We start from the raw sequence: 25,060 nt of genomic DNA, 5'->3' as shown, positions 1-25,060 counted from the left end.
AGTTCATATTAATGGGTAAGTTGATATTAATGGATGCGCGCATTATATTGTTATTTTTATATTTCTCACCCGCAGAATGTCATTTTTAATGGTTAAGAGATAAATTTAGAATTATAACCGCTAAAATTATCCCAACAGGCCTGCTCTACAAACACCTGTAGCGGCTCTTTATATATCCAAATTAAATTAAAATCTAGCGGGTTACACTTAAGTCAGATCTGTTCTCTCTTTCCTGTTCTCTTTTAATCCGTCTAACCCCTGCAGACCGCCAGTGTGCAGGGCAACGATATGTTCGCCTCGGTTAAAATAGCCTTGTTCGATAAGTTTAAATAAGCCATAAAACATTTTGCCTGTGTAAATAGGTTCAACGGGAATGCCCGTTTGCAGGCTAAACTGCTCACAAAAATGGTTTAATTCAAGCGGTACTTTGGCATAACCCCCATGGTGAAATTCTGTTTGTAAGCGCCAGTTATTCTTATTGTTGATCTTGGCCTGTTGCAATAGTAAGGCTATTTCTTGATTAAGATAGTGTGCATTTTTTAACACGGCAATACCTGTTACTTTCGGTTGTCGTTGCGATTGTGCTATGCCTGCAACCAGTCCTGCTAACGTACTGCCACTGCCGGTGGCCGTTATAATATGATCAACAGTAACACTTGCTTGTTGTTGAATTTCCTGTAGCGCTTCTATTACCCCGCGTAGGGCAAATCGGTTGCTGCCCCCTTCGGGCACAATAAAAGCGTTCGGATAGGCGCTCTGTAAAGATTGCAGGTAGGCAGGCTCTGCTCTTTGTTTATATTCCTGGCGAGTCACAAATTGTAACTCCATTCCCCATGCTAAGGCTTGTTTTAGTGTGGGGTTATTTGCATACCAACTCTCTCCACGGATAATGGCAGTGGTTTTAAAACCAAAATAAAATCCTGCAGCAGCAAGTGCATGAATATGGTTTGAATAAGCACCGCCAAAACTAATAATATGATCAACTTGTTGTCTGCGCGCCTCCAATAAGTTGTACTTTAATTTCCGCCATTTATTCCCAGATATTGCCGGATGTAAAAGATCATCTCTTTTAACCGACAGGGTTAACTGCCAAAAATCTAATAAAGGATGTTCAATTTTCTGCAATGGGGAGGGGGCAATAATGCTTTGCATTTTTTTTTCAAGTTGTTGTAAGCCATTGCTTGCTTGATCTTGAGATTGATTCTGTGGTGGGTGCAATATTTTCTTGCCTCAATAAATGGCGGTATATTGTTGTCTTACGCGGAAGGTGATAAAAAGGCGCCGTATATAACAGGAAAAGCGCATTCAATGCGCTTTTCCTAGTGGCGTGGGTAATTTTATTTCACTTCCTGGCCAGATGCTTGTAAATCCGCATGGTATGAGGAGCGAACTAAGGGGCCGCAAGCCGCTTGATCAAATCCGAGGGCTTTGGCTTTTACGCCTAATTCATCAAACTCTGAGGGCGGAACAAAACGCTGTACCGCTAAATGGTCCAGGCTAGGTTGTAAGTATTGCCCTAGGGTTAACATATTAACATCATGCGCTCTAAGGTCAGTAAGTACTTGCTCTATATCTTCATTTGTTTCACCGAGTCCCACCATTAAACCTGATTTTGTTGGAATATGCGGATGTTTCTCTTTGAATTTTTGAAGCAGTTTTAAAGACCATTTATAATCAGCGCCAGGTCGAACCTGCTTATATAAATGCGGTGCTGTTTCAAGGTTATGATTAAATACATCAGGCAGATCCTGCTCAAAACAGGCCAAGGCTTTATCCATACGGCCTTTAAAATCAGGCACTAAAATTTCGATTTTAATCTCTGGGTTTAATAAGCGAATTTCACGGATACAATCGGCAAAATGTTGCGCTCCTCCATCACGAAGATCATCGCGATCCACCGAGGTGATAACAACATATTTTAGTTTCATATCCTTAATGGTTTCAGCCAGTTTTTTAGGTTCGTTGGCATCGACAGCCAGCGGTTTACCATGACCGACATCACAAAATGGGCAACGGCGCGTACAAATATCACCCAAAATCATAAAAGTTGCGGTGCCGTGATTGAAACACTCATTGAGGTTTGGGCATGAGGCCTCTTCACAAACTGAATGAAGGTTGTTTTTACGTAATGCTGCTTTTATTTCATTGACGCGTGTATTGTCAGAAGAAAGTTTTATTTTCATCCAGGATGGTTTTTTTAATAGCGTCGATTTGTTCGAAGGGACAACTTTAATCGGAATATGAGACATTTTATCAGCGTCGCGTAGTTTTTTGCCTGCAGTTAATTGACTTGGTTTATTACTCATGGTGAAAACTCTCAATATGTGAATAGTCTAATTGTTGATTCATTTTTTCAATCAATAACGGTGCGAGTTCGTCAACTGAAAGCGTTAACCCCTCAGCCTTACATTGGGTCATCTCCAGTCCCGCGTAACCACAGGGATTAATTTGCAAAAAAGGGGATAAATCCATATCAACATTTAATGCCAATCCGTGGAAAGAACAGCCTTTGCGAATCTTCAGTCCCAGTGATGCTATTTTTTTACCATTAACATAGACACCTGGCGCATCGGGTTTAGCCACTGCGATAACATTATAATCTGCTAATAAATTAATAATGCTGTCTTCCATAACCGTGACTAATGCGCGTACATTAAGCGCTTTGCGGCGAAGGTTAATCAGTAAGTATACCACCAACTGTCCGGGTGCATGAAAAGTGATTTGTCCACCACGATCGCTTTGCACGATCGGGATTTCACTGTGCTTTAACAGGTGTTCAGCTTTGCCCGCAAGCCCTTGGGTAAACACCGCAGGGTGCTCGACTAACCATATTTCATCGATGGTATTTTCATCACGTTGATTAGTGAAGTCGCTCATTGCCTGCCACGAGGTTAGGTAATCTTGTCTACCTAAGTAACGTAATTTAAGCTGTGTATCCAATGTTTTCATTCAGTAACCATTAGTGTTAAAGAATATGGCGAACAAGTTCAAGTTCGCTCACCTTAGTGTAAATCGTTTCAATGTGGTCTTTGCTGGTGACAGTCACAGGAATGCTCAAAGCACAATAATTGCCCTTTGAACTGGGTTTTATGGTCGGCGCATAATCCCCGGGAGCGTGCTTTTGGATCACCTCAAGCACTTTCTCCATAAATTCTGGTTTAGCAAGCCCCATTATTTTAAAGGTAAATAAACAGGGGAACTCTAATAGGGTATCAAAGTTGGTATTTAACGCCATTTTAAACTCCAGGGGCAATGTTAATCGAATTTTTTATGTTCTATGGCGAACTCGCTCAGGAGAAAGCTCACTTATTATTATAATGTGGGGCTAAAATCAGCTAAACCAACCAATAAATAATAACTTAATATAATCTATCAAGCGACTAAATAAACCACCTTCTTCCACGGTTTCTAAGGCGATCAGATCGTAGGTCGCAATCGGTTCGTCATCCACTGTCTGTTGACCCGTCACTGAATAGTTTACCTTGCCGACCACATCACCTTTTTGGATGGGGGCGCGCAATTCATTTTCAATAATAAAATTAGCGGTTAAATTTTTGGCCTCACCTCTTGGCAGCGTAATAGGCGTATCATCTTTTACGCCTAATCGAATCATTGGCTGGCTACCCATCCAAATTCTTTCATTCGCTAATTGGTCGCCAGCATTGTAAGGAGTCAGCGTTTCAAAAAAGCGGAATCCCCAATTGAGTAATTTTTTACTTTCGGTTAGACGTGCAGAAGTTGAACGGGTGCCCATTACTACACTGATTAGACGCATGCCATCTTTGGTTGCCGAAGAAATCAAGCTGTAACCTGCCTCGTTGGTATGGCCTGTTTTGATACCATCTACGTCTAAACTTTTGTCCCATAATAAAGCGTTACGATTTGGTTGATCAATACCATTAAATTTAAATGATTTTTCACTGTATATAAGGTATTCATCGGGCACATCATTAATTAATGCTTGCGCCAAGATAGCCATATCATGCGGTGTTGTGTAGTGACCCTCAGCTGTTAAACCGTGGCTATTTTTAAATTGCGTATTATTCATTCCTAACTGGGCTGCCCAAGAATTCATTAAATCTGCAAAGGCACCTTCACTACCGGCGATATATTCAGCCATCGCCACACAGGCATCATTACCTGATTGTATGATAATGCCACGATTTAAGTCGGCGACGCTCACTTCCTTACCCACTTCAATAAACATCTTAGAAGACTCAGGGAAATTTTTTGACCACGCCTTTTCGGAAATAGTCACTTTATCGTCGGGTGATAAGTTGCCGGATTTAATTTCCTGGCCAATGATATAACTGGTCATCATTTTTGTAAGGCTGGCTGGATTAAGTCTTACATCACTATTATTTTCAGAAAGTACTTTTCCTGAATTAAAATCAATAAGCAGATATCCCTTTGCGCCAATTTCCGGTGCACTTGGCGTTATTGTTGGGTTTGCAAATAGGTTAAAGCTGAAAATGAGCGCGGTAACCAGAAGGCTTATTTTTTTCATGAAAGATACCTGTGAATGATTAGAATAAAAATATTTTCTTATCATAGCAGATCAACCTTTATTTGCTAAGGGGTGAAGAGTGATTTCTACAGATCAAGGATGCTTTAAAATCAGGCTGTCACATTCACCTATTCATTTTATTAATATGAAGGTCTATAAAGCGATTGCGGTTATTTAAGTCGCTTATTTATTTTTGTGCCCAAAGACGTAATAGTTGCACTTTTTTGGTGCATGGTTGAGATTGGAAAGATTAACGCTAATGATTAACCTATTGTATATTAAAGGTTTTTATTTTTGGCATGTTATTTGCTTATATTTAAACAAAGGTAAAAATAATCAACTCGTTATTTTTACCACCAATTGAAATTTCAAAATAAGAAGGGAATGCTGATGAAAATGTTAACCGCAATAATTAAACCGTTTAAATTAGATGAAGTAAGAGAAGCGATTATGAATGCTGGCATTGCTGGCGTAACCGTTTCAGAAGTTAAAGGTTTTGGCCGTCAAAAAGGCCACACTGAACTTTATCGTGGTGCTGAATATCAGGTGGACTTTTTACCCAAAGTGAAACTTGAAATTGCCATAAAAACAGAAGATGTAGAACGTCTAGTTGAAGCTATTTGTGCTGCTGCTAATACCGGGAAAGTAGGTGATGGGAAAATATTTATTCATCCCCTTGAGCAAGTTGTGCGTATTCGTACCGGTGAGCTTGATGAAGAAGCCCTTTAATCTATTAAGTAATTTTTAAAAAGAGGAATTATTATGGAAAACACAGTAACAGAACTCAGGTTTGCGCTCGATACCTTCTATTTTTTAATATCAGGTGTCTTAGTCATGTGGATGGCGGCAGGTTTTGCAATGTTAGAGGCCGGGCTTGTTCGATCTAAAAACACCACTGAAATTTTAACTAAAAACATCGTGTTATATGCCATCGCTTGTACCATGTTCCTGCTGGTTGGTTATAACATTATGTATGTTGATAATAGCGCAGGGGGCTGGTTACCTTCATTTGGCAGTTTGATAGGTATCCAAGCGGAAGGTGCTGACCATTCACTTGAATCAGATTTCTTCTTCCAAGTTGTTTTTGTGGCAACAGCAATGTCAATCGTATCTGGCGCAGTGGCTGAACGTATGAAATTGTGGGCATTCTTAATATTCTCGGTCTTTTTAACAGGTTTCATTTACCCAATGGAAGGATACTGGACTTGGGGCGGTGGTTTCCTTGCTGAAGCCGGTTTTAGTGATTTTGCAGGTTCTGGTATTGTTCATATGGCAGGTGCTGCTGCGGCATTAGCAGCTGTTATATTACTGGGTGCACGTAAAGGTAAATTTGGTAAAAATGGTTCAGTTCACCCTATCCCGGGTTCAAACATGCCACTTGCAACATTAGGTACACTTATTTTATGGATGGGCTGGTTTGGTTTTAACGGTGGCTCACAATTAGCACTGTCGAATGCAGAAAATGCCAGTGCGGTTGGTTTGATTTTTGTTAATACCAATGCGGCGGCAGCAACAGGTGCCATTGCTGCTCTAATAGTCAGTAAACTTAAATGGGGTAAAGCTGATTTAACCATGATTTTAAATGGTGCATTAGCAGGCTTAGTTGCCATTACTGCGGATCCTTTATCGCCTACTCCACTATTCTCAGCAGGTATCGGTGCGGTTGCAGGTATCATCGTTGTTTACAGTATCCTGACTTTTGATAAATTAAAGTTAGATGATCCGGTAGGTGCCTTATCTGTGCATGGTGTCTGTGGTCTGTTTGGTCTATTAGTGGTGCCACTAAATAATGAGGGTGCTTCTTTTGCGACCCAATTATACGGTGCTGCGGTTATCTTCGGTTTTGTCTTTGTTGCGTCATGGATTGTCTGGAGCGTTATTAAAGTCACTATGGGCGTTCGTGTTACCGCTGAAGAAGAAGAAACAGGTATGGATTTACACGATTGTGGTGTAGAGGCTTATCCGGAGTTCACTGCTCGATAACAGCTAAAAAAGTCATTTAATTAGCCCTGCCTTATTACTAAGTCAGGGCTTTTTTAGTTTTGACTAAAGTTAAAAATAGGCACGAATAAAGATATCTAGCACCAACGTACATATTAATCTGTTATGTTTATTACTTCATATAATCTTCTGTGTTAGCATTCAAATACCCCTTAATGATTGTCTTTGTACAAATATTATCCTTAAATTTATTAGGTTAAGTTCATGCTGCACTGCAAAATGCTGACGGTTGTCCGTGAGGATCGTATTTTATTCAAAGATCTAAGCTTTACCATCAAACCGGGTGAGATAGTGCAGATTGAAGGACCTAATGGCGTAGGTAAAACAAGCCTGTTTCGGTTGCTAATAGGTTTGTCCACGCCGTATTCAGGTGATATTTTTTGGCAAGGCTCCTCAATAGATAAAGATCGTGAATTTTTTTACCAGCAGCTTTTATATCTGGGTCATAAATCAGGTATAAAACCTGAGTTAACCCCTTTAGAAAATTTACAGTTTTTTCAGACGTTACATGCTGCAGAGCAAGATATTGATTTGTGGTTTGTTTTAGCACAGGTTGGGTTGGCAGGTTATGAAGATGTGACAACGGCTCAGCTTTCTGCCGGACAACAACGCCGGGTGGCTTTAGCCCGATTATGGATTAATAAATGCCCGTTATGGGTATTAGATGAACCTTTTACCGCCATTGATAAGTCAGGTATCGCCGTGTTGGAGTCTTTATTTATAAAGCATGCAGAAAAAGGGGGGATTGTTCTCCTCACTACACATCAGGATCTGAGGCTCGATGCTTCATTGTTACGGAAAATTCAATTAGGTGGGGTTGCTGCCGGTGAAGAATATGTTTAGCGCATTTTTTCAAGTCGTTGCTAAAGAGTTAAAAGGGGCTTTTCGTCACGGCAGTGATATTTTAAATCCGGTTTGGTTTTTTATTATTGTTGTCACGCTCTTCCCCTTAGGTATTGGTACAGATCCCGCTTTACTGCAGCGCATTGCACCCGGTATTATTTGGGTGGCTGCATTATTGGCGGCTTTATTATCCTTTGAGCGCTTATTTAAAGATGATTTTATTGACGGTTCATTAGAGCAGTTGATGTTGTCCCCTTTTCCGCTTGCGTGGCTGGTCAGCGCGAAGGTTTTTTCTCACTGGTTACTGACAGGGTTGCCTCTTTTATTGGTTTCTCCGCTACTGGCGGCTTTTTTATCACTTGATATTGATACCTATTTTGCATTATTTTTAACGCTTTTAATCGGTACGCCCATTTTGAGTTTATTTGGTGCTATTGGTGTTGCACTGACAGTTGGCTTAAGAAAAGGGGGGATCCTATTGAGTTTAATTATGCTCCCGCTTAGTATTCCCATTTTAATTTTTTCGACAATGGCGATTGATGCCGCATCCTATGGACAATCCTATATAGGGTTATTAGCTTTATTAGGGGCAATGTTAATTACCGCCATTATTTTAGCGCCTTTTGCAATAGCAGCATCATTGCGTGTCAGCGTCAGTTGATAATATGCACTTATTATTTGATCCTAAAACCTAAAACCTAAGTATTAACAAAAACAGATAGAGATAGATTATGTGGAAATGGCTGCATCCTTATGCAAAACCTGAAAAGAGTTATCAATTAGCGGGCAAACTATTACCCTGGTTTGTTGTTCTGACAATAATTACATTTATAATTGGCTTGCTGTGGGGACTGTTATTTGCCCCTGCAGATTATCAACAAGGTGATAGTTTTCGAATAATTTATATTCATGTCCCCGCGGCTATGATGGCGATGGGGGCGTATTCCAGCATGGCTATTGCCGCCTTTGTGGCTTTAGTGTGGCAAATTAGACTGGCAGAAATGACCGTTGCAGCAATGGCTCCCGTGGGTGCGGTGTTTACTTTTATTGCCCTGTTTACCGGTGCTGCATGGGGAAAACCTATGTGGGGGGCATGGTGGGTTTGGGATGCACGTTTGACCTCAGAGCTGATATTACTGTTTATCTATTTAGGTATTATTGCTTTATATAATGCATTTTCTGATAAAGTATTAGCCGGCAGAGCCGCTTCAATCTTGACCTTAGTGGGAGTGATTAACTTACCTATTATTCATTACTCTGTTGTGTGGTGGAACACCTTGCATCAGGGGCCAACTATCAGTAAATTTGGCAAACCATCCATGGCACTGGAAATGTTATGGCCCTTACTGATTATGATTTTAGCTTTTGCGACTTTATTAGGGGCGTTAACCTTGATGCGCTTTCGAAATGAAATTTTAGCACGTGAAAGTCATCGTCCCTGGGTAAGGCAGTTAGCGTTAAACAATGTTAAAATGACGGGAAAAAATTAAGATGGCATTTAATTCATGGGCAGATTTTTTTGCAATGGGGGGCTACGGTTTTTATGTTTGGTTGGCTTACGGTATCTCTTTTTTAGCGCTAGCTGTTTTAATCCTCAATACCCTAACAAAAAGAAAAAAAATATTAAAAACTGTCAATCAGCGTATCGCACGTGAAGAGCGAATAAAGAAAGCAAAAAACAGGAAAGGTACATTATGAATCCGAGACGTAAAAAGCGTTTGTTAATCACCTCCTTATTGGCGGTTGCCCTCTCACTGGCAGTAGGGTTAGTTCTTTTTGCTTTACAGCAAAATATCGATCTTTTTTATACACCGACAGAAATCATTGAAGGTAAAAAAGAAACCGGTATAAAACCCGAAGTCGGGCAACGCTTACGCATTGGCGGCATGGTCGTACAGGGATCAGTAAAACGGAATCCAGAGAGTTTAAAAGTAAGCTTTGATTTGGTGGATAACGGTGGTGGTATTGTGACTGTCTTTTTTGATGGTATTTTGCCGGATTTATTCCGTGAGGGGCAAGGTATTGTTGCTCAGGGTAATTTACTGAATGCCACAGAAATTAACGCTTCTGAAGTGCTTGCTAAACATGACGAAGAGTATATGCCCCCGGAAGTTTCTGAGGCACTGGTTGGCATGGATAATTTCAAAGCCAATAACAAATAACTATAAGGAAAAGACATTTCATGTTACCTGAAATTGGTCAAGTTGTGCTGGCAATAGCCTGCATGTTTTCATTATTACAAGTCGTTTATCCGCTCTATGGGATTTATGCTCACCAGCAAAGTGCCATTGAATCTGCTAAGATTTTAACTGTTTTACAGTTTGTTTTTGTTGCTTTGTCATTTATTATCTTAGCTTATTTGTTTCTGGTTAATGATTTTACGGTGGCTTATATTGCTACCAATTCTAACTCAGCGATGCCCTGGTATTACCGCTTGTCTGCCGTCTGGGGAGCACATGAAGGATCGTTACTTTTATGGGTGCTTCTATTGTCAATGTGGAGTATGGCTGTTGCGCTGATGAGTAAACGCTTACCTGTTGAGTCCGTTGCCCGAGTACTCGCTGTATTAGGTTTATTATCATTGGGTTTTTACTTATTTGTTTTATTAACCTCGAACCCTTTTGATCGCACTCTCCCCTATTTCCCCGTTGATGGCCGGGATCTTAACCCGCTACTGCAGGATATTGGCCTTATTTTTCACCCACCTATGCTGTATATGGGTTATGTCGGTTTTTCAGTTGCTTTTGCTTTTGCTATTGCGGCACTAATGGAAGGGCGCCTGGACAGTGCCTGGGCTAAATGGTCCCGTCCTTGGACAATAGCTGCCTGGACCTTCTTAACATTAGGTATCGCATTGGGAAGCTGGTGGGCTTATTACGAATTGGGTTGGGGTGGATGGTGGTTTTGGGATCCCGTTGAAAATGCTTCTTTTATGCCCTGGCTTGCCGGTACGGCTTTAATCCATTCGTTAGCGGTGAGTGAAAAACGGGGTGTTTTTAAATCCTGGACAGTGCTACTTGCGATCAGCGCATTTTCATTAAGCTTGCTGGGCACTTTTTTGGTGCGCTCGGGTGTTTTGGTGTCGGTGCACGCCTTTGCAAGTGACCCTACTCGTGGTCTATTTATATTAACCTATTTGATTTTAGTGATTGGTGGTTCATTATTACTTTACGCAGTACAGGCTTCGAAAGTAAAAAGTCGCGGTCGTTATAGTATTATCTCCCGTGAAACTATGCTGCTCAGTAATAATATTTTATTAATCGCGGCGTTAATTGTGGTTTTATTAGGGACACTATTACCGCTTGTCCATAAAGAAATGGGTTTAGGCAGTATTTCGATTGGTGAACCCTTCTTTAACCGTATATTTACTGTTTTGATTGTACCCTTTGCACTCTTTTTAGGCGTGGGCTCTTTAGTGCGCTGGCAACGTCAGAATCTAACCGATTTGTTTAAACCAATGGTTATTCTATTAGTCGTTAGTACTTTGTTAACGCTTGTTTTTCTAGGAACTCTTGCCTCCCATTTTACCTGGCTTGCTGTATTAGGCATCTTTCTGGCTATGTGGATATTGACAGGAACTTGTGTGGAGATTTACCTGCGTTCGACACACCGTTTTAGCCTGTGGACAGGTATGCGTAAATTAGGTAACAGTCATTGGGCAATGACTTTGGGTCATGCCGGATTCGCAATTATGTTAATCGGTATTACGATGACCCAAAATTTCTCTATTGAGCGTGATGTTAAATTAAGCGTAGGAGAAAGTGTTCGCTTTGAGCATTACGATTTTCATTTTGATGCAGTCAATGACCTGCAGGGCAAAAACTACGGCGGCATTGTCGGGAAATTTACCGTTAAATATGATCAAAAAACGGTCGCCGTTATGGAGCCTGAAAAAAGAATTTATAATGTGCAAAGAACGGCGATGACCGAAGCCGCTATTGATTCAGGTTTTACCCGTGATTTGTATATCGCAATGGGTGAAGTATTACCGGACGGGGCTTGGTCTGTACGTGTTTATTATAAATCTTTTATACGTTGGATCTGGTTTGGTCCGATGATGATGGCATTGGCGGGTGTTTTGGTGATCTTTGATCGCCGCTACCGGGTCAAAAAAGTGCCCGAATCAGCAGCGGAGGTTATCTGAAAATGGCCAATAGCAAAAAAATACTGACGCTATCAGTCCCTTTAGCGATCTTTTTGATTGCTTGTTATTTCCTGTTTCAAGGTTTGTACACTGATCCTCGAAAACTCGAGTCCACTTTAATTGGTCAAACTGTCCCGGAGTTTACTCTGCAGGATCTTTATGACCCGGACAAGCAGCACGATGCCTCTATATTTAAAGGTCAAAAATTATTACTTAATGTCTGGGCTACCTGGTGCCCAACCTGTTATGCCGAGCATCAATTTTTAACTAAGTTGGCCGGGGAGGGGCTGTATATTATTGGTATGGACTACAAAGATAATCGTATTAAAGCGATTAAGTGGTTAACGGATCTTAAGGATCCCTATGCAATCAGTCTGTTTGATAAAGATGGTATGCTGGGGCTTGATTTGGGTGTTTATGGTGCGCCTGAAACCTTCTTTATTGATAGCAAAGGTATCATCCAGTATCGCCATGTCGGGGATTTAAATGACCGCAATTGGCAAGATAAATTATCTGCTATCTTTGATAATATGGAGTAACCGATGCAATTGACTTCAGTAGATCTACATGTTCAAAATAATCGCTTTAAAACAGTTAATTTCAGCGCTTATCTGTTTTGTCTCATGTTTTTTTTCAGCCCTTTAGCTTTTAGTGCGACTGATCTTTTTGAGTTTGATAATGCACAACAAGAACAGACTTTTCATGACTTAACAAAGCAGTTACGTTGCCCTAAATGTCAGAATCAGAATATTGCCGATTCTAATGCAGAGCTCGCGGAAGATTTACGCAACAAAACCTATGAACTGGTGAAAGAAGGCAAAAATGAAGAGCAAGTTATTGCCTATATGGTTGCCCGTTACGGTAACTTTATACGTTATGATCCGCCGATGACACCTGCGACTATTTTCCTGTGGCTTGGTCCTTTGTTGTTTATTTTGGTAGGGTTCTACTTTATATATGCTCTGGTAAAACGACAAAAAAAACAGGCGCCACAGTTAGATCCTGACGAAGAACAGCGTTTGCAAAAAATTCTGGGTGATAAAAAACCCACAGATAAAAAGTCACAAAAAGGGAATAAGCAATGATTTTACAGTTTTGGTTGACCAGTATTTTGCTTGTAATAATCGCAAGTGCTCTGCTGACGATCCCTTTTATACGCAGCTATAAAAATCGCCAGCAAGGGGAGCGCCGTAATCAATTAAATCGCGCATTATATGATATTCGTTTAACTGAACTTGAAAACGATGAAGCACAGGATCTTATTGTTGATAAAGAAACCTTCCGCACTGAATTGCAACATAATTTGCTCGATGATGTGATTGATAAAGAGACACCTGATAATTATAAAAACAGTAAAATGTTGTGGCTGCCAGCGGTTCTTATTCTGGTTTTTGGCAGTTATGGACTGTATAGCTCCGTGGGTGCCTATCAAGAGGTTGAGCAGTGGCAATCGGTTATGGAGCGCTACCCGGACCTGCAAAATAAACTCTTTAATGATCAAGATAGCAGTCCAAGTGAGCAGGAACTGCGCGATTTAATGCTAGGTTTACGCACCCAACTAAGTCAAAACAGCAATAATGCCGATGGCTGGTTATTATATAGCCGCTTAGCAATGGTCTTTAAGGAGACCGAGGTTGCCTTAGATGCGATTAAAAAAGCGTTATTGCTCGATCCTAAGTCACTCAATATACGCCTTGTTGATATCCAGTTGAAAATGCAGACGGGTGATGCCGGCATCCAAAATCAAGCGGAATCGTTATTAACAGAGCTGTTAAGGGAGTATCCCAATGAGCTGCAAGCATGGTCTATGTACGCATTTATAGCACTTGAAAAGAAGGATTATGCGTTGGCCATCCAACGTTGGGAAAAAATGCAAACGCTGGTTGAGAATGATTCACCACAGGCAGAGACCCTGCGTGACAGCATTGGCTACGCAAAACAGCAAATGTCTAAAGATGCTGGTAGTGTTATTGATAATGCCACTCCTAATCTCAATAACAGCATTGACAATCTGCCTGCTGCCATTGGGGTGACTTATCGGGTGGAGATTTCTGTTGATGATAATGTTGTTGTGCCAAAAGATGGCTTTTTATTTGTTTATGCTCAAGCCGTTGGCGGCCCGCCAATGCCGATTGCAGCGCTCAAAATAAAACTACCCACTTTTCCTGCAACCATTGAGCTTTCTGATGCTAATTCTATGGTGAAGGGGGTAAAACTAAGTGATTATCCTAATTTCATTATTAAAGCACGTATTTCAGTTGATGGTAATGCAAGCAATAGTGCCGGACAGTGGCAAGGTGAAAGTCCTGCGATTGCCGCCGGAGAAAAACAAAATGTAAAAGTGCTTGTTTCACAACTGCTAGAGTAAATTTTTATTCAATTTAAAAAGTATAACGATTTAAATTTTGAATCGTTATACCTAATGCCGTGAGTTTTTTAACAACTAAGACCGATCACTTTTTCTTGGTATCGGATACTGTAGATTCATAATAAGTGACGCTGTATTTTCCCGTTGTAAAATCATACAAACTGGGTATCTACTTTAAGAACAAAGAGTATTCCAATATGCTAAAATTAACTTTTTTTATTTTTTTGCTGTTTTCAACTGCGCCGTTTGCGCAAACGGTTAATGGCGATAGTCAATATCAAATGAGTGATCCTATTGAACCTGTTAACCGTCTTATTTGGGAATTTAACTATAAGGTGTTGGACACTTACCTATACCGTCCAGTAACAAAAAGTTATATTTATGTAATGCCAAATAATGGCCGCAGAGCGATTCACAATTTTGTCTTAAATCTTGAAGAGCCGACAACGGTATTAAATAATTTAATACAGTTTGAGTTTAAGCATTCATTTGATGCATTAATGCGGTTTACCCTTAACTCTACTTTTGGAATTTTCGGGTTGATAGATGTAGGCAGTTCAATTGGGATTGAGCGACGTAGAGAAAATTTTAGTAACGTGCTTGGAAGATGGTCAGTGCCAAATGGCCCGTATTTGATGGTACCGGTGATCGGGCCTCGCAGCACGCGGAAATTGGTTGGGGATGTTGTCGACAGGTTGTTTTTTCCGACCAGTTACCTTAGCTTTTGGCAAAATGTAGGTGTGTGGGGGCTTGATGGTGCCGAAATACGGGCAGGATTTATCGATAAGGAACCCCTTCTTGAACAATCGCTGGATCCCTATTTATTTGTTAAAGAAGCCTACATTCAGTATGAAGCCTTTCAGTTTTACTCTAACAGTACAGATATCGAGCACTTTATAAAGAAAACGACTCAAGAGCAAAAAGAAGTAGAGCAAAACTTGAATGAATTTATGGATGAAATAAATTAATTTTTATAGTGATGGCAACTATCACCACTATTTGATTAGCTTTAGTTTTTGGTAATCACAATTTTTAAATATAATTTTTAAGCGATCCAAGGAGTTTATGTGTCTAACATTAATTTGGTCACTGTTGACGGCCCAAGTGGTTCAGGAAAGGGCACTGTATGCCATATAATAGCAGCAAGACTAAAGTGGAATCTGCTTGATAGCGGTGCCCTGTATAGAATTTTAGCTTTTGCAGCGCTACAAAAAAAAATAAGTTTGGATGATCAAAAAAGTTTGGCCAATTTGGCATTAAACCTGAATGTTTCTTTTCAATCTAATGGCGTTGGTGTTGATACTTTATTAGCAGGTGAGAACGTTGGTGATAAATTAAGAACCGAAACAGTGGCACAAGCCGCCTCTCAGGTTGCTTCATTGCAACTTGTTCGTGATGCTCTATTGACCCGGCAAAAGGCATTCTACAAAGAACCCGGTTTGATTGCCGACGGACGAGACATGGGGACAGTAGTCTTTCCCGATGCACCAGTTAAAATATTCCTGGATGCGAGCGCAGAGCAGCGTGCGTTGCGGCGTTTTAATCAGTTGCAAAGTAAGGGGTTTAATGTTAGCCTTGCGGAAATTTTAAGCGAAATCAAAGAACGTGATTTTCGAGATCGAAATCGTCCTGTTGCGCCTTTAAAACCCGCAGAAGATGCTTTAGTGATCGATTCAACGTCATTAACTGTTGTGCAGGTTGTGGATCAGATCTTTGAATTGATGAAACTTAAACTCAAATTAATAGTTGAATAAGCAACTATTAACTAATATTGCTTTATGGACGAAGCAGTAATCTTTTTCAGCCTCCCTTGCTAATGGACTGTAAGTGGTTGTATAAAAAATAAGTGTGAATAAATAGATGATGGAATCTTTTGCTGAACTATTTGAAGAATCTCTACAAACGGTAGAAACTCGTCCCGGTACGATTGTTAAAGGTACAATCGTAGGAATCCGTAACAACCTAGTATTTGTTGATGCAGGTCTTAAATCTGAAGCTGCAATCCCAGTTGAAGAATTTAAAAATGCTGCTGGTGAACTAGAAGTTGCTGTTGGCGATGTTGTCGATGTAGCGTTAGACGCGGTAGAGGACGGTTTCGGTGAAACTAAACTTTCTCGTGAAAAAGCGAAACGTCACGAAGCTTGGATCCAGCTAGAGAAAGCGTACGAAGACCAAGAAACTGTTATCGGTGTTATCAACGGTAAAGTTAAAGGTGGTTTCACTGTTGAATTAAACGGTATCCGTGCTTTCCTACCAGGATCATTAGTTGACGTACGTCCGGTACGTGACACTGCTCACCTTGAAAACAAAGATATTGAATTCAAAGTGATTAAACTTGATCAAAAACGTAACAACGTTGTTGTATCTCGCCGTGCTGTTATCGAAACTGAAAACAGTGTTGAACGCGATGAACTACTTGAAAACCTTCAAGAAGGTCAAGAAATTAAAGGTATCGTTAAGAACTTAACCGACTACGGCGCATTCGTAGATCTAGGTGGTGTTGACGGTCTATTACACATTACCGATATGGCTTGGAAGCGTGTTAAACACCCAAGTGAAATCGTCAATGTTGGTGATGAAATCAATGTTAAAGTGCTTAAATTTGATCGTGAGCGTACTCGTGTATCGCTAGGTCTTAAGCAACTTGGTGAAGATCCATGGGTAGCAATCGCTAAACGTTACCCTGAAGGCACTCGCTTAACGGGTAAAGTGACTAACTTAACTGACTACGGTTGTTTTGTTGAGATTGAAGAAGGCGTTGAAGGTTTAGTTCACGTTTCAGAAATGGATTGGACTAACAAAAACATTCACCCGTCTAAAGTTGTTAACCTTGGTGATGCAGCTGAAGTTATGGTACTGGATATCGATGAAGAACGTCGTCGTATCTCTCTAGGCCTTAAACAGTGTAAAGCTAATCCATGGGAAGAGTTCTCTTCAACTCATGATAAAGGTCAAAAAGTTTCTGGTAAGATTAAATCTATCACTGACTTTGGTATCTTCATCGGTCTTGATGGCAACATCGATGGTCTAGTTCACCTTTCTGATATTAGTTGGGAAGCTGAAGGCGAAAAAGCTGTTCTAGATTACAAAAAAGGCGATGAGATCGAAGCTGTTGTGCTTCAAGTTGATCCTGAGCGTGAGCGTATCTCTTTGGGTATCAAGCAAATTTCAATTGACCCGTTCAATAATTACTTAGCAGAAAACAAGAAAGGGTCTATTGTTGTAGGGACTATCTCTGAAGTTGATGCTAAAGGTGCAACTATTACTCTTGCTGAAGGCGTTGAAGGTTACATTCGTGTAGGTGATATCGCACGTGAGCGTGTTGAGAATGCAGCTACAGTGCTTAAAGCTGGTGACGCTATTGATGCTAAATTTGTCGGTGTAGATCGTAAAAACCGTGTAATTAGCCTTTCTATCAAAGCTAAAGATGAAGCTGATGAGAAAGAAGCTGTTGATAGCTTAAAACAACAAGATGAAGCAAGCATGGGTAATGCAATGCTTGATGCATTTAACGCAGCTAAAGGCAAATAATTATTGAGTGGCTGGTAATCAGCCACTCTTGCCTAAATAATTTGGGAAAAGCATCTCCGATTTTCCAGAGCGCTTAGGTAATAATTAGCATTAACTGGAGTCGGTTTACTGTATTCAAATTTGAACGCGAGGTAAGTTATGACTAAGTCTGATTTGATTGAAAGACTAACCAGTAAGCACTTTCAATTGTCGGTAAAAGAGGTGGAAGATAGTGTAAAAGAAACATTAACGCTAATGGCTAATTCACTTGCACAAGGCGAACGAATTGAAGTTAGAGGTTTTGGTAGTTTCTCTTTACATTATCGCGCCCCAAGAGTTGGACGAAATCCCAAAACAGGGGATAGAGTTGAACTCGATGGTAAGTATGTTCCTCACTTTAAACCTGGCAAGGCATTGAGAGAGCGAGTAAATGCAGCAAATGCTTAACTAAAAAATGGTGCTTTTATAGCACCATTTTTTTTACCTTAAATTCACCTTACCTCTCCTTTAAAAAATTAAATTCTTTGTTTTTATCCATTTTCCTTGCGCCTGAATAGATTACCTAATCACTGGAATGGGTATTCGCATAATAAAACCTGCAATACATACATATCAATGATTTATTCCCTGTGTAATATATACTAGACTGGTAACTCATCTTCTTTGCTAAGGTATCGCTATGAAACGTATTATTACTCTCATTATTACCATTTTATTCTTTGTGGTTGCTGCTTTGCTTGGTTTAAAAAATCAGCAGTTAATTAATATTAATTATTTGCTGGCGCAAAGTGAAATGCGCCTTTCTACATTATTAGCAATTATATTTTTAATTGGCTTTATTACCTCCGGTATTATTTCTGTGCTCTTTTATTTGAAGTTAAAAATAAAAAATAGGCAATTACTTAAAATGAATAAAAAGCACAGTAAGGAGCTTAATGAGTTACGTGCCTTACCAGTGAAAGATTAACTTTTAGTGCAAGAGCTGTTTTTTCTTTTACTCCCTGTCGCCGCCTTATATGGCTGGTACATGGGAGTCAGAAGCGTACATCAAAAAAAACAAAAAAAAGGTAATAAACTCAGCAGAGATTACGTCCAAGGGTTGAACTTTTTGTTAAGCGATCAACCCGATAAAGCGGTTGATCACTTTATTGCTCTGCTGGAGGTTGATAATGAAACCATTGAAACTCACCTTGCATTGGGCAACCTATTCCGTCAGCGTGGCGAAGTCGAACGTGCTATTCGCATTCACCAGAACTTAATCGCTCGTCCCTCACTGACACTAGAACAACGAGATTTAGCTTTGCTGCAGTTAGGCAAAGACTTTTACCAGGCAGGTTTATTTGATCGCAGTGAAGAAACATTTGTACAGTTAAAGGCATCGCCTGAGTATCAGGAGGTCGCACTGGAAAATTTGCTGCTAATTTATCAGCAGCTTAAAGAATGGAAAGATGCGGTGAGAGTGACTGAGTCTCTGTATAAATTATCTAAGGGGACAAAAAAGCGCAGAACGTTATCCTATCTCTACTGCAGTTTGGCGGATCAATTTAAAAATCCGAGCGATGACAAACAAAAAATTAAACTTTATCAAAAGGCATTAACTGTTTTTCCAAATTGTATGCGCGCAAATATCGCTCTCTGTGATTATTATATTTTGCAAAATAAGCCGCAAAAGGCGCTGCAAATTTTACAATCAATTCCTGAACTGGATATTGATTTTACCGAGGTTATATTAGACAGGTTATTAAAATTACATCAGCAGCAGGGCAGTGAACAGGAATTAATCGGCTACCTTTATAGTATCGTCAGTATAGGAGCAGGGGCCAGTGCCGTTATATTGTTAGCTGAACTTATTGCTAAATATCATGGCATTGAAAAAGCCCAGGAATTCATGCTGCAAGAGTTACGGCGTAACACTACGATGAAAGGCTTTAACCATTTAATGACTTACCATTTGCAGTTAGCCCAATCGATAAGTGAAAAAGAGAGTCTTACTTTTTTACAAAAACTAGTGTCAGAACAGATTAAACTGCGCCCTAAATATCGCTGTCAAAAATGTGGATATTCGAGCAAAAAATTATATTGGCAATGCCCTTCCTGTAAAAATTGGGGAAGAATTAAGCCTATTCGCGGCCTTGATGGCGAATAAAAAATGAATGCTTAAAGGCTGGAGCGCTGGAAAGTAGGAAGGCTGGAACGCCTTCTAGCTTTCCAGCCTTCTCGCCTTAATATGTAAATTATAGGAAATAGAATGAATCAGTTAGTAGATCCTAAAGTCGTTATTGCATTAGATTATCAGGATAAACAGCAGGCATTGCACTTTATCAGCCAGTTGGATCCAAAACATTGCCGCTTAAAAGTTGGTAAAGAGATGTTTACCCATTTTGGTCCTGAATTTGTTAAGCAGTTAGTTGCCAAGGAGTTTGATGTTTTTTTAGATCTCAAATTTCACGATATTCCCAATACCGTTGCCAGTGCTGTTAAAGTGGCTGCTGATTTAGGTGTGTGGATGGTGAATGTGCATGCCAGCGGAGGACGGCGCATGATGGAGGCGGCAAAAAAAATTCTAGAGCCTTATGGTACTAATGCACCGCTATTAATTGCAGTGACAGTGTTAACCAGTATGGATCAAAGCGACTTACAAGAGTTGGGTATTGAATTATCCCCCGCAGAGCAGGTAAAGCGTCTCGCTAAGCTGGCTAAATTAAGCGGTCTGGATGGTGTCGTATGTTCGGCCCATGAAGCGCAGGAATTAAAAACCTTATTAGGTGCTGAGTTTAAGTTAATAACACCAGGAATTCGTCCAATGGGCTCTGATGCCGGTGATCAGCGCCGAATTATGACACCCAAGCAAGCAATTGATGCCGGTTCTGATTATCTGGTTATTGGCCGACCAATCACACGGGCGACAAATCCTGTTGAAGTATTAAAAAATATTAATGACAGTCTAGTTTGACGGTGTTGCGTGACAAGCACATATCTTCCACCATTAACTTGGAATTGTTAAATGAAAAAGTTTGATATGAATAAATATAAAATTGAATTTATGGAAAAATTTGCCATTGACTTTAAAAAATGGATGTCTCCCTCTATTCGAGATTATTATTCATTATTTATTAAAAATGCCTATCACAATAAAAGCCAGCTCTTATTGTGGGTGAAAGAATATGCGGTGTTAGAAGATGGCCAGTCGGTCAATGTGGCGCAAAAACCGGTACAGTTGTTACCCGAGGTAAGGGAGCTGTTTTTCTCTTTGCAAAGTCAAATCGGAGAAGAAGTGCACGTCGGTGACTGGTTAACGGTTTCTCAACAGAGAATTGACCAGTTTGCTGATGTTACTGAAGATCATCAGTGGCTGCATAACGATGTTGAAAAGGCAAAAACGGATTCTCCTTTTAAAACAACCATTGCCCATGGTTTTTTAACTTTGTCGCTATTACCGCGTTTAACCGATAGTGTGAATCCTACAAAGCCACTTTATCCAAATGCAAAAATGATGGTTAATTATGGTCTTAACCAGGTTCGTTTCCCCTATCCGGTTAAAACAGGCAGTGTTATTCGAGCGCATAGTCGCTTAATTAAAGTGACCCCAGTCAAGAGTGGTTTAGAAATAGAAAAAGAGATTTCCGTTGAAATAAAAAACACTCGCCGCCCGGGCTGTGTTGCGGTATCTGTGGTACGTGTTTATTTTTAAATTGGGTACGATGACAAAGAGAGCTTATATCCGTTACATTTTTCTGTTGAACAGCTTCTTTAGTACAGGGTTATATTGACTTAAATCAAGAAAACCTCAATAAAATAGAAAACCGCTTGCAAATGGTAATGATTATCATTATTATTATTGTATCGTGAATTATTACCATTTAGGACAATATAATGTTTATAAAAAAATTACTTACCTCTGCCGCCATTTTCTCAACCTTAAGTGTCAGCAGCTTTACCGCTTATGCTGAAGAAGTAAATATTTACTCATTTCGTCAGCCTTTTCTGATCGAGCCTATTATGGAAAAATTCACTAAACAAACGGGCATTAAAGTAAATATATTATTTGCCAAAAGTGGTTTGATTGAGCGTGTCAAACGTGAAGGGAAATTATCGCCTGCGGATCTCGTATTAACCTCAGATTTTAGCCGCTTAATGATGATCAATGATGAGCGTCTTACGCAATCCGTTGACAGTAAAATATTAACCGAAAATATCCCCAGCCAGTATCGCGATCCGCAACAGCATTGGTTTGCATTAACAACACGGGTACGCAATATTTACTCTTCTGCTGAGCGGGTTGGGCCAACGCCGAATATTACCTATCAAGATTTAGCCAGCCCGGAGTTTAAAGGTAAAGTATGTATGCGTGCAGGCAAGCATCCTTACAATGTATCACTGCTTGCTTCTGTGATTGCTCATGAAGGTAAGGCAAATGCAAAAACCTGGCTTGAAGGCCTAAAAGCGAATCTTGCGCGTAAACCCCAGGGTAATGATCGTGCTCAAGTGAAAGCGATTAAAGATGGCCTCTGTGATTATGCCTTAGGTAACAGTTATTATCTGGGTAAGATGCTTGCCGATCCGCAACAGTTAAGTTGGGCTGAAGCGGTCAATATTAACTTCCCGAATCAGACAACAACCGGTTCACATATTAATGTCAGTGGTGTGGTATTGACTAAGTATGCACCTAATAAAGCAAGCGCCATTAAACTGATGGAATTTTTATCAGGTGAAACTGCCCAACAGATTTACGCAGAAGCTAATTACGAGTATCCTGTAAATGCAAACGTGGCTCCTTCTGAATTAGTCGGATCATGGGGCGAATTCAAAGCAGATTCCATTTCGCTTTCTGATATTGCCAAGCAGCATCGAACAGCCGTTAAGTTACTGGATGAAGTGAAATTTGATCTCTAGAATAAATCTTTACAAGTTACTGCCATGGGCAGTAACTTGCCTTTTAATTACGCCCATATTAGCACTTATTTTAAGTGCTTTTCAGATCGATGATAGTGGTAGTTTTCAACACTTAATTGATACAGTATTGTGGGATTACAGTTTAAATACATTACTTATGGTTTTAGGAGTGATTACTTTAAGTTGTATTTTTGCACTGCCCGTTGCCTGGTTTGTTGCCTGTTGCGAATTCCCCGGTCGTAGCATTCTGCAGTGGGCATTAATGCTACCGCTGGCTCTTCCGCCTTATATCATTGCCATTGTATACACTGACTTGATGGACTTTTCAGGTCCAGTGCAGCATTTTTTACGTGCATTAATGGGCTGGCAACAGACATCTGATTATTATTTTCCCGATATTCGTACTATTTCCGGCGCCATCATTATTTTAAGCTTAGCGCTCTATCCTTATTTATATTTGTTATTGCGGGGTGCTTTTTTAGGTCAATCGGGTGGATTATTTCAAGCTGCCCGTACTCTGGGCTTATCACCTATGCGTGCTTTTTTACGTGTCTCCTTACCGCTTTCTCGTACTGCTCTTGCGGTGGGATTATCATTAATTGCGATGGAAACATTGGGTGATTTTGCAACAGTTCATTATTTTTCAGTCAGCACCTTAACCACGGCCGTTTATAATACCTGGCTAGAGTTAGGCAGTTTGACGACCGCTGCAAAAATATCATCACTGATGTTATTGGCTCTGGTTATTTTAATCAGTCTCGAAAATTACAGCCGCCGCAGACAAAAATTATACCAAGGTAGTGGTTCAACCCATACCGAGTTACGTTTTGTTTTACAGGGCTGGCAGAAGTGGGGTGTATTAAGCTTTTCCTGGGGACTGTTATTTTTTGCTTTTATTCTGCCTTTAGCGGTTTTGTTTTATTATGCGAGCCTCTATTTCAGCCAGTCATTTAACCTTTCTTTATGGAAATACACCCTAAACAGTGTTTGGCTGGCAACCATTGTTGCCTCTTTAGCACTATTAATCGCATTAATTGTTAATTTCTACCAGCGCTTATCACCGGGAGTATCGGCTAAAGCTACAATACGATTATCCTCTTTAGGTTATGCACTGCCCGGTACCGTAGTTGCGATCGCAGTGCTTATTCCCTTCACCAGTTTAGATTTGTGGCTCAACAGACAGCTTGTTGAGTATGGTTATTCAAGAGTAGGGCTGCTGTTTTCCGGTACGCTGTTCATTTTAGTGGCCGGTTATTTAGTGCGCTTTAGTGCGATAGCCGTTGGTAGTATCGACAGCAGTCTGGCTCAAGTTTCTCCGTCATTGGACAGTGCCTCGCGTACGCTTGGGCAAAGTGCGGCACAAACCATTCGCCGCGTTGATTTGCCGTTAATCACAAGAGGAATGTTAAGTGCCTTTATTTTGGTTTTTATCGAGGCTATGAAAGAACTGCCTACGGCTTTATTATTGCGCCCGTTTAATTTTGAAACGCTGGCAACTTATGCTTATCAATTTGTTTCTGATGAGATGATAGAATATGCAGCCTTACCCGCTTTATTAATTGTTTTAATAGGGCTTGTGCCTTTTATTGTTGTCAGCCGTTTAATGGAGAAATCCTCTTAATGTCCACCCTTATTGTTAATAAATTAAGTTGTTTTTATCAAAAGAACCAAGTGCTTAATTCTCTGGATTTAGAACTCGCAAATAATGAAATAGTGTGTTTATTAGGGGAGAGTGGCTGTGGTAAAACAACCCTGTTAAGGGCGATTGCCGGGTTACAGCTCGATCTTTCCGGCGAGATACAAATAAATGCTAAAACCGTTAATAATACAGGCATTAATATTCCACCGGAAGAACGAAAAGTAGGTTTGATTTTTCAGGATTATGCACTTTTCCCCCATCTTAATGTTTTTGACAATATCGCGTTTTCATTACAGAAACTGAGCCGTAGCGAGCAACGAAAACTGGTTACTGAAGTATTAACCCTGGTACGACTAAAGGATTATGCCGATCGTTTTCCACATCAACTTTCCGGCGGACAGCAGCAGCGTATTGCGATTGCCCGTGCGCTGGCTTATCAACCTGAATTAATGCTATTAGATGAACCTTTCTCGAACTTAGACCCGCATGTTCGTTTTCAGTTAATCGATGAAATCAGACAGTTACTTAAAGCGCATTCCATGAGCGCATTATTTGTTACTCATTCTAAAGAGGAAGGTTTTGCTTTTGCAGATAGAATTGCTTTGATGCGGTCGGGTAAAATAGTGCAGATTGATACTGCTCAAATGTTATACAGTCATCCCAACTCAAGGTATGTGGCTGATTTTATGGGCTTGAGTAATTATCTCAGGGTCACGGTAAAGGATAAATACTCTTACCAGTCCGATCTTGGTTTACTCAACTGCAATGCTATTATTGAACACCCAATAAATACACCATTAACCCTGTTATTACGACCCGAGCAGCTCGCAGTTGAAGTTGATCCCGTTGGCAAAGGGACTATCAAAAAGGTTGATTTCTTAGGCGCATACCAGCATGTCAGCATTGTCTATTTAAGTAAGCATTATATCGTTAAGCAGAGTAATCATTATGGTAACTGTATGCAGTTGAAGGTCGGAGATAAAATTTCGTTGATTGTATTAAGCCATGATTTTGTTGCCTTCCAAACAGAATAATAAAATTTCGTTGACTGTATTAGAAGCTCGAAGCTCGCAGCCTTAAAGCTCAGCCATGATTTTGTAACCTTTGAAACAGAATAAAATTAATGGCGAGTTTCCGCCATTAATTAGTTGCTGC

At 40.2% G+C, this 25,060-nt stretch carries 27 protein-coding genes; 22 read left to right on the top strand and 5 right to left on the bottom strand.

Translation table 11 applies throughout. The annotated features are described in order from the left end of the window. Window positions 1–207 precede the first annotated feature (207 nt). From PING_RS15615 to PING_RS15595, 5 genes are all read right to left on the bottom strand, one after another. A complete protein-coding gene (locus PING_RS15615) occupies window positions 208–1,218 on the bottom strand; it encodes a 1-aminocyclopropane-1-carboxylate deaminase/D-cysteine desulfhydrase (RefSeq protein WP_011771287.1) in 1,011 nt (336 codons plus the stop codon). A 119-nt stretch (window positions 1,219–1,337) separates the two neighbouring features. After that, complete coding sequence (lipA, locus tag PING_RS15610; RefSeq protein ID WP_011771286.1) at window positions 1,338–2,306, bottom strand: lipoyl synthase; 969 nt, start codon at window positions 2,304–2,306, stop codon at window positions 1,338–1,340. After that, complete coding sequence (lipB, locus tag PING_RS15605) at window positions 2,299–2,949, bottom strand: lipoyl(octanoyl) transferase LipB (protein WP_011771285.1); 651 nt, start codon at window positions 2,947–2,949, stop codon at window positions 2,299–2,301. The genes lipA and lipB overlap by 8 nt, the downstream gene beginning before the upstream one ends. A gap of 16 nt (window positions 2,950–2,965) precedes the next feature. Then, window positions 2,966–3,235, bottom strand: a complete 270-nt coding sequence (gene ybeD / locus PING_RS15600; protein WP_011771284.1) for a DUF493 family protein YbeD — start codon at window positions 3,233–3,235, stop codon at window positions 2,966–2,968. Between the two features lie 96 nt (window positions 3,236–3,331). After that, window positions 3,332–4,507 carry a serine hydrolase gene (locus tag PING_RS15595; RefSeq protein WP_041766584.1) on the bottom strand — a complete coding sequence of 392 codons (1,176 nt, stop codon included), beginning with the start codon at window positions 4,505–4,507 and terminating at the stop codon, window positions 3,332–3,334. A gap of 390 nt (window positions 4,508–4,897) precedes the next feature. On the opposite strand from PING_RS15595, the gene PING_RS15590 reads away from it, so the two are divergent. From PING_RS15590 to PING_RS15485, 22 genes are all read left to right on the top strand, one after another. Then, a complete protein-coding gene (locus tag PING_RS15590) occupies window positions 4,898–5,236 on the top strand; it encodes a P-II family nitrogen regulator (protein WP_011771282.1) in 339 nt (112 codons plus the stop codon). A 33-nt stretch (window positions 5,237–5,269) separates the two neighbouring features. Further along, window positions 5,270–6,490 carry an ammonium transporter gene (locus tag PING_RS15585; RefSeq protein WP_011771281.1) on the top strand — a complete coding sequence of 407 codons (1,221 nt, stop codon included), beginning with the start codon at window positions 5,270–5,272 and terminating at the stop codon, window positions 6,488–6,490. 222 nt (window positions 6,491–6,712) lie between these two features. Further along, window positions 6,713–7,351: a cytochrome c biogenesis heme-transporting ATPase CcmA gene (ccmA, locus tag PING_RS15580; RefSeq protein WP_011771280.1), complete on the top strand. Its 639-nt coding sequence runs from the start codon at window positions 6,713–6,715 to the stop codon at window positions 7,349–7,351. Further along, window positions 7,344–8,012 carry a heme exporter protein CcmB gene (ccmB, locus tag PING_RS15575; protein WP_011771279.1) on the top strand — a complete coding sequence of 223 codons (669 nt, stop codon included), beginning with the start codon at window positions 7,344–7,346 and terminating at the stop codon, window positions 8,010–8,012. The genes ccmA and ccmB overlap by 8 nt, the downstream gene beginning before the upstream one ends. A gap of 70 nt (window positions 8,013–8,082) precedes the next feature. Beyond that, entirely contained in the window at window positions 8,083–8,841 is a 759-nt protein-coding gene (locus tag PING_RS15570; RefSeq protein WP_011771278.1) for a heme ABC transporter permease, read from the top strand. Window position 8,842: 1 nt separating this feature from the next. Further along, window positions 8,843–9,049, top strand: coding sequence for a heme exporter protein CcmD (gene ccmD, locus PING_RS15565; protein ID WP_011771277.1), 207 nt, complete (start codon window positions 8,843–8,845; stop codon window positions 9,047–9,049). Further along, the gene (gene ccmE, locus PING_RS15560; protein ID WP_011771276.1) at window positions 9,046–9,513 is read left to right on the top strand and encodes a cytochrome c maturation protein CcmE; all 468 of its coding nucleotides are present in this window, start codon (window positions 9,046–9,048) and stop codon (window positions 9,511–9,513) included. The genes ccmD and ccmE overlap by 4 nt, the downstream gene beginning before the upstream one ends. Before the next feature lie 20 nt (window positions 9,514–9,533). Next, on the top strand, window positions 9,534–11,495 hold the full coding sequence (locus PING_RS15555; protein WP_011771275.1) for a heme lyase CcmF/NrfE family subunit: 1,962 nt from the start codon (window positions 9,534–9,536) through the stop codon (window positions 11,493–11,495). A gap of 2 nt (window positions 11,496–11,497) precedes the next feature. Beyond that, window positions 11,498–12,034, top strand: coding sequence for a DsbE family thiol:disulfide interchange protein (locus PING_RS15550; RefSeq protein WP_011771274.1), 537 nt, complete (start codon window positions 11,498–11,500; stop codon window positions 12,032–12,034). A gap of 3 nt (window positions 12,035–12,037) precedes the next feature. Next, window positions 12,038–12,580, top strand: coding sequence for a cytochrome c-type biogenesis protein (locus PING_RS15545; RefSeq protein ID WP_011771273.1), 543 nt, complete (start codon window positions 12,038–12,040; stop codon window positions 12,578–12,580). Further along, window positions 12,577–13,863, top strand: a complete 1,287-nt coding sequence (gene ccmI, locus PING_RS15540) for a c-type cytochrome biogenesis protein CcmI (RefSeq protein WP_011771272.1) — start codon at window positions 12,577–12,579, stop codon at window positions 13,861–13,863. The genes PING_RS15545 and ccmI overlap by 4 nt, the downstream gene beginning before the upstream one ends. Window positions 13,864–14,060: 197 nt before the next feature. Next, window positions 14,061–14,831 carry an MlaA family lipoprotein gene (locus PING_RS15535; RefSeq protein ID WP_011771271.1) on the top strand — a complete coding sequence of 257 codons (771 nt, stop codon included), beginning with the start codon at window positions 14,061–14,063 and terminating at the stop codon, window positions 14,829–14,831. Between the two features lie 99 nt (window positions 14,832–14,930). Then, the gene (cmk, locus tag PING_RS15530) at window positions 14,931–15,617 is read left to right on the top strand and encodes a (d)CMP kinase (protein ID WP_011771270.1); all 687 of its coding nucleotides are present in this window, start codon (window positions 14,931–14,933) and stop codon (window positions 15,615–15,617) included. A gap of 106 nt (window positions 15,618–15,723) precedes the next feature. Beyond that, on the top strand, window positions 15,724–17,394 hold the full coding sequence (rpsA, locus tag PING_RS15525) for a 30S ribosomal protein S1 (protein ID WP_011771269.1): 1,671 nt from the start codon (window positions 15,724–15,726) through the stop codon (window positions 17,392–17,394). A 138-nt stretch (window positions 17,395–17,532) separates the two neighbouring features. After that, complete coding sequence (gene ihfB / locus PING_RS15520) at window positions 17,533–17,820, top strand: integration host factor subunit beta (protein WP_011771268.1); 288 nt, start codon at window positions 17,533–17,535, stop codon at window positions 17,818–17,820. A 232-nt stretch (window positions 17,821–18,052) separates the two neighbouring features. After that, window positions 18,053–18,340 (top strand): LapA family protein, encoded by a 288-nt coding sequence (locus PING_RS15515; protein ID WP_011771267.1) that lies wholly within the window; start codon window positions 18,053–18,055, stop codon window positions 18,338–18,340. A 6-nt stretch (window positions 18,341–18,346) separates the two neighbouring features. Further along, on the top strand, window positions 18,347–19,519 hold the full coding sequence (gene lapB, locus PING_RS15510) for a lipopolysaccharide assembly protein LapB (protein ID WP_011771266.1): 1,173 nt from the start codon (window positions 18,347–18,349) through the stop codon (window positions 19,517–19,519). A gap of 102 nt (window positions 19,520–19,621) precedes the next feature. Continuing rightward, entirely contained in the window at window positions 19,622–20,326 is a 705-nt protein-coding gene (gene pyrF, locus PING_RS15505) for an orotidine-5'-phosphate decarboxylase (protein WP_011771265.1), read from the top strand. 51 nt (window positions 20,327–20,377) lie between these two features. Then, entirely contained in the window at window positions 20,378–21,064 is a 687-nt protein-coding gene (locus PING_RS15500; RefSeq protein ID WP_011771264.1) for a MaoC family dehydratase, read from the top strand. Between the two features lie 182 nt (window positions 21,065–21,246). After that, window positions 21,247–22,266, top strand: coding sequence for a Fe(3+) ABC transporter substrate-binding protein (locus tag PING_RS15495; protein ID WP_011771263.1), 1,020 nt, complete (start codon window positions 21,247–21,249; stop codon window positions 22,264–22,266). Further along, the gene (locus tag PING_RS15490; RefSeq protein ID WP_011771262.1) at window positions 22,256–23,887 is read left to right on the top strand and encodes an ABC transporter permease; all 1,632 of its coding nucleotides are present in this window, start codon (window positions 22,256–22,258) and stop codon (window positions 23,885–23,887) included. Before PING_RS15495 ends, PING_RS15490 begins: the two co-directional genes overlap by 11 nt. After that, the gene (locus tag PING_RS15485) at window positions 23,887–24,939 is read left to right on the top strand and encodes an ABC transporter ATP-binding protein (RefSeq protein ID WP_011771261.1); all 1,053 of its coding nucleotides are present in this window, start codon (window positions 23,887–23,889) and stop codon (window positions 24,937–24,939) included. Before PING_RS15490 ends, PING_RS15485 begins: the two co-directional genes overlap by 1 nt. Window positions 24,940–25,060: the final 121 nt, after the last annotated feature.

The sequence above is a fragment of the Psychromonas ingrahamii 37 genome (assembly GCF_000015285.1).
Classification (GTDB): Bacteria; Pseudomonadota; Gammaproteobacteria; order Enterobacterales; family Psychromonadaceae; genus Psychromonas; species Psychromonas ingrahamii.
This window is presented reverse-complemented; position numbering and strand designations above follow the sequence as displayed.

Bases quoted from the DNA above. Each gene is read 5' to 3' on its own strand.
- lipA (WP_011771286.1), bottom strand. From the start codon at position 2,306: ATGAGTAATAAACCAAGTCAATTAACTGCAGGCAAAAAACTACGCGAC.
- lipB (WP_011771285.1), bottom strand. From the start codon at position 2,949: ATGAAAACATTGGATACACAGCTTAAATTACGTTACTTAGGTAGACAA.
- ybeD (WP_011771284.1), bottom strand. From the start codon at position 3,235: ATGGCGTTAAATACCAACTTTGATACCCTATTAGAGTTCCCCTGTTTA.
- PING_RS15595 (WP_041766584.1), bottom strand. From the start codon at position 4,507: ATGAAAAAAATAAGCCTTCTGGTTACCGCGCTCATTTTCAGCTTTAAC.
- PING_RS15590 (WP_011771282.1), top strand. From the start codon at position 4,898: ATGAAAATGTTAACCGCAATAATTAAACCGTTTAAATTAGATGAAGTA.
- PING_RS15585 (WP_011771281.1), top strand. From the start codon at position 5,270: ATGGAAAACACAGTAACAGAACTCAGGTTTGCGCTCGATACCTTCTAT.
- ccmA (WP_011771280.1), top strand. From the start codon at position 6,713: ATGCTGCACTGCAAAATGCTGACGGTTGTCCGTGAGGATCGTATTTTA.
- ccmB (WP_011771279.1), top strand. From the start codon at position 7,344: ATGTTTAGCGCATTTTTTCAAGTCGTTGCTAAAGAGTTAAAAGGGGCT.
- PING_RS15570 (WP_011771278.1), top strand. From the start codon at position 8,083: ATGTGGAAATGGCTGCATCCTTATGCAAAACCTGAAAAGAGTTATCAA.
- ccmD (WP_011771277.1), top strand. From the start codon at position 8,843: ATGGCATTTAATTCATGGGCAGATTTTTTTGCAATGGGGGGCTACGGT.
- ccmE (WP_011771276.1), top strand. From the start codon at position 9,046: ATGAATCCGAGACGTAAAAAGCGTTTGTTAATCACCTCCTTATTGGCG.
- PING_RS15555 (WP_011771275.1), top strand. From the start codon at position 9,534: ATGTTACCTGAAATTGGTCAAGTTGTGCTGGCAATAGCCTGCATGTTT.
- PING_RS15550 (WP_011771274.1), top strand. From the start codon at position 11,498: ATGGCCAATAGCAAAAAAATACTGACGCTATCAGTCCCTTTAGCGATC.
- PING_RS15545 (WP_011771273.1), top strand. From the start codon at position 12,038: ATGCAATTGACTTCAGTAGATCTACATGTTCAAAATAATCGCTTTAAA.
- ccmI (WP_011771272.1), top strand. From the start codon at position 12,577: ATGATTTTACAGTTTTGGTTGACCAGTATTTTGCTTGTAATAATCGCA.
- PING_RS15535 (WP_011771271.1), top strand. From the start codon at position 14,061: ATGCTAAAATTAACTTTTTTTATTTTTTTGCTGTTTTCAACTGCGCCG.
- rpsA (WP_011771269.1), top strand. From the start codon at position 15,724: ATGATGGAATCTTTTGCTGAACTATTTGAAGAATCTCTACAAACGGTA.
- ihfB (WP_011771268.1), top strand. From the start codon at position 17,533: ATGACTAAGTCTGATTTGATTGAAAGACTAACCAGTAAGCACTTTCAA.
- PING_RS15515 (WP_011771267.1), top strand. From the start codon at position 18,053: ATGAAACGTATTATTACTCTCATTATTACCATTTTATTCTTTGTGGTT.
- pyrF (WP_011771265.1), top strand. From the start codon at position 19,622: ATGAATCAGTTAGTAGATCCTAAAGTCGTTATTGCATTAGATTATCAG.
- PING_RS15500 (WP_011771264.1), top strand. From the start codon at position 20,378: ATGAAAAAGTTTGATATGAATAAATATAAAATTGAATTTATGGAAAAA.
- PING_RS15495 (WP_011771263.1), top strand. From the start codon at position 21,247: ATGTTTATAAAAAAATTACTTACCTCTGCCGCCATTTTCTCAACCTTA.
- PING_RS15485 (WP_011771261.1), top strand. From the start codon at position 23,887: ATGTCCACCCTTATTGTTAATAAATTAAGTTGTTTTTATCAAAAGAAC.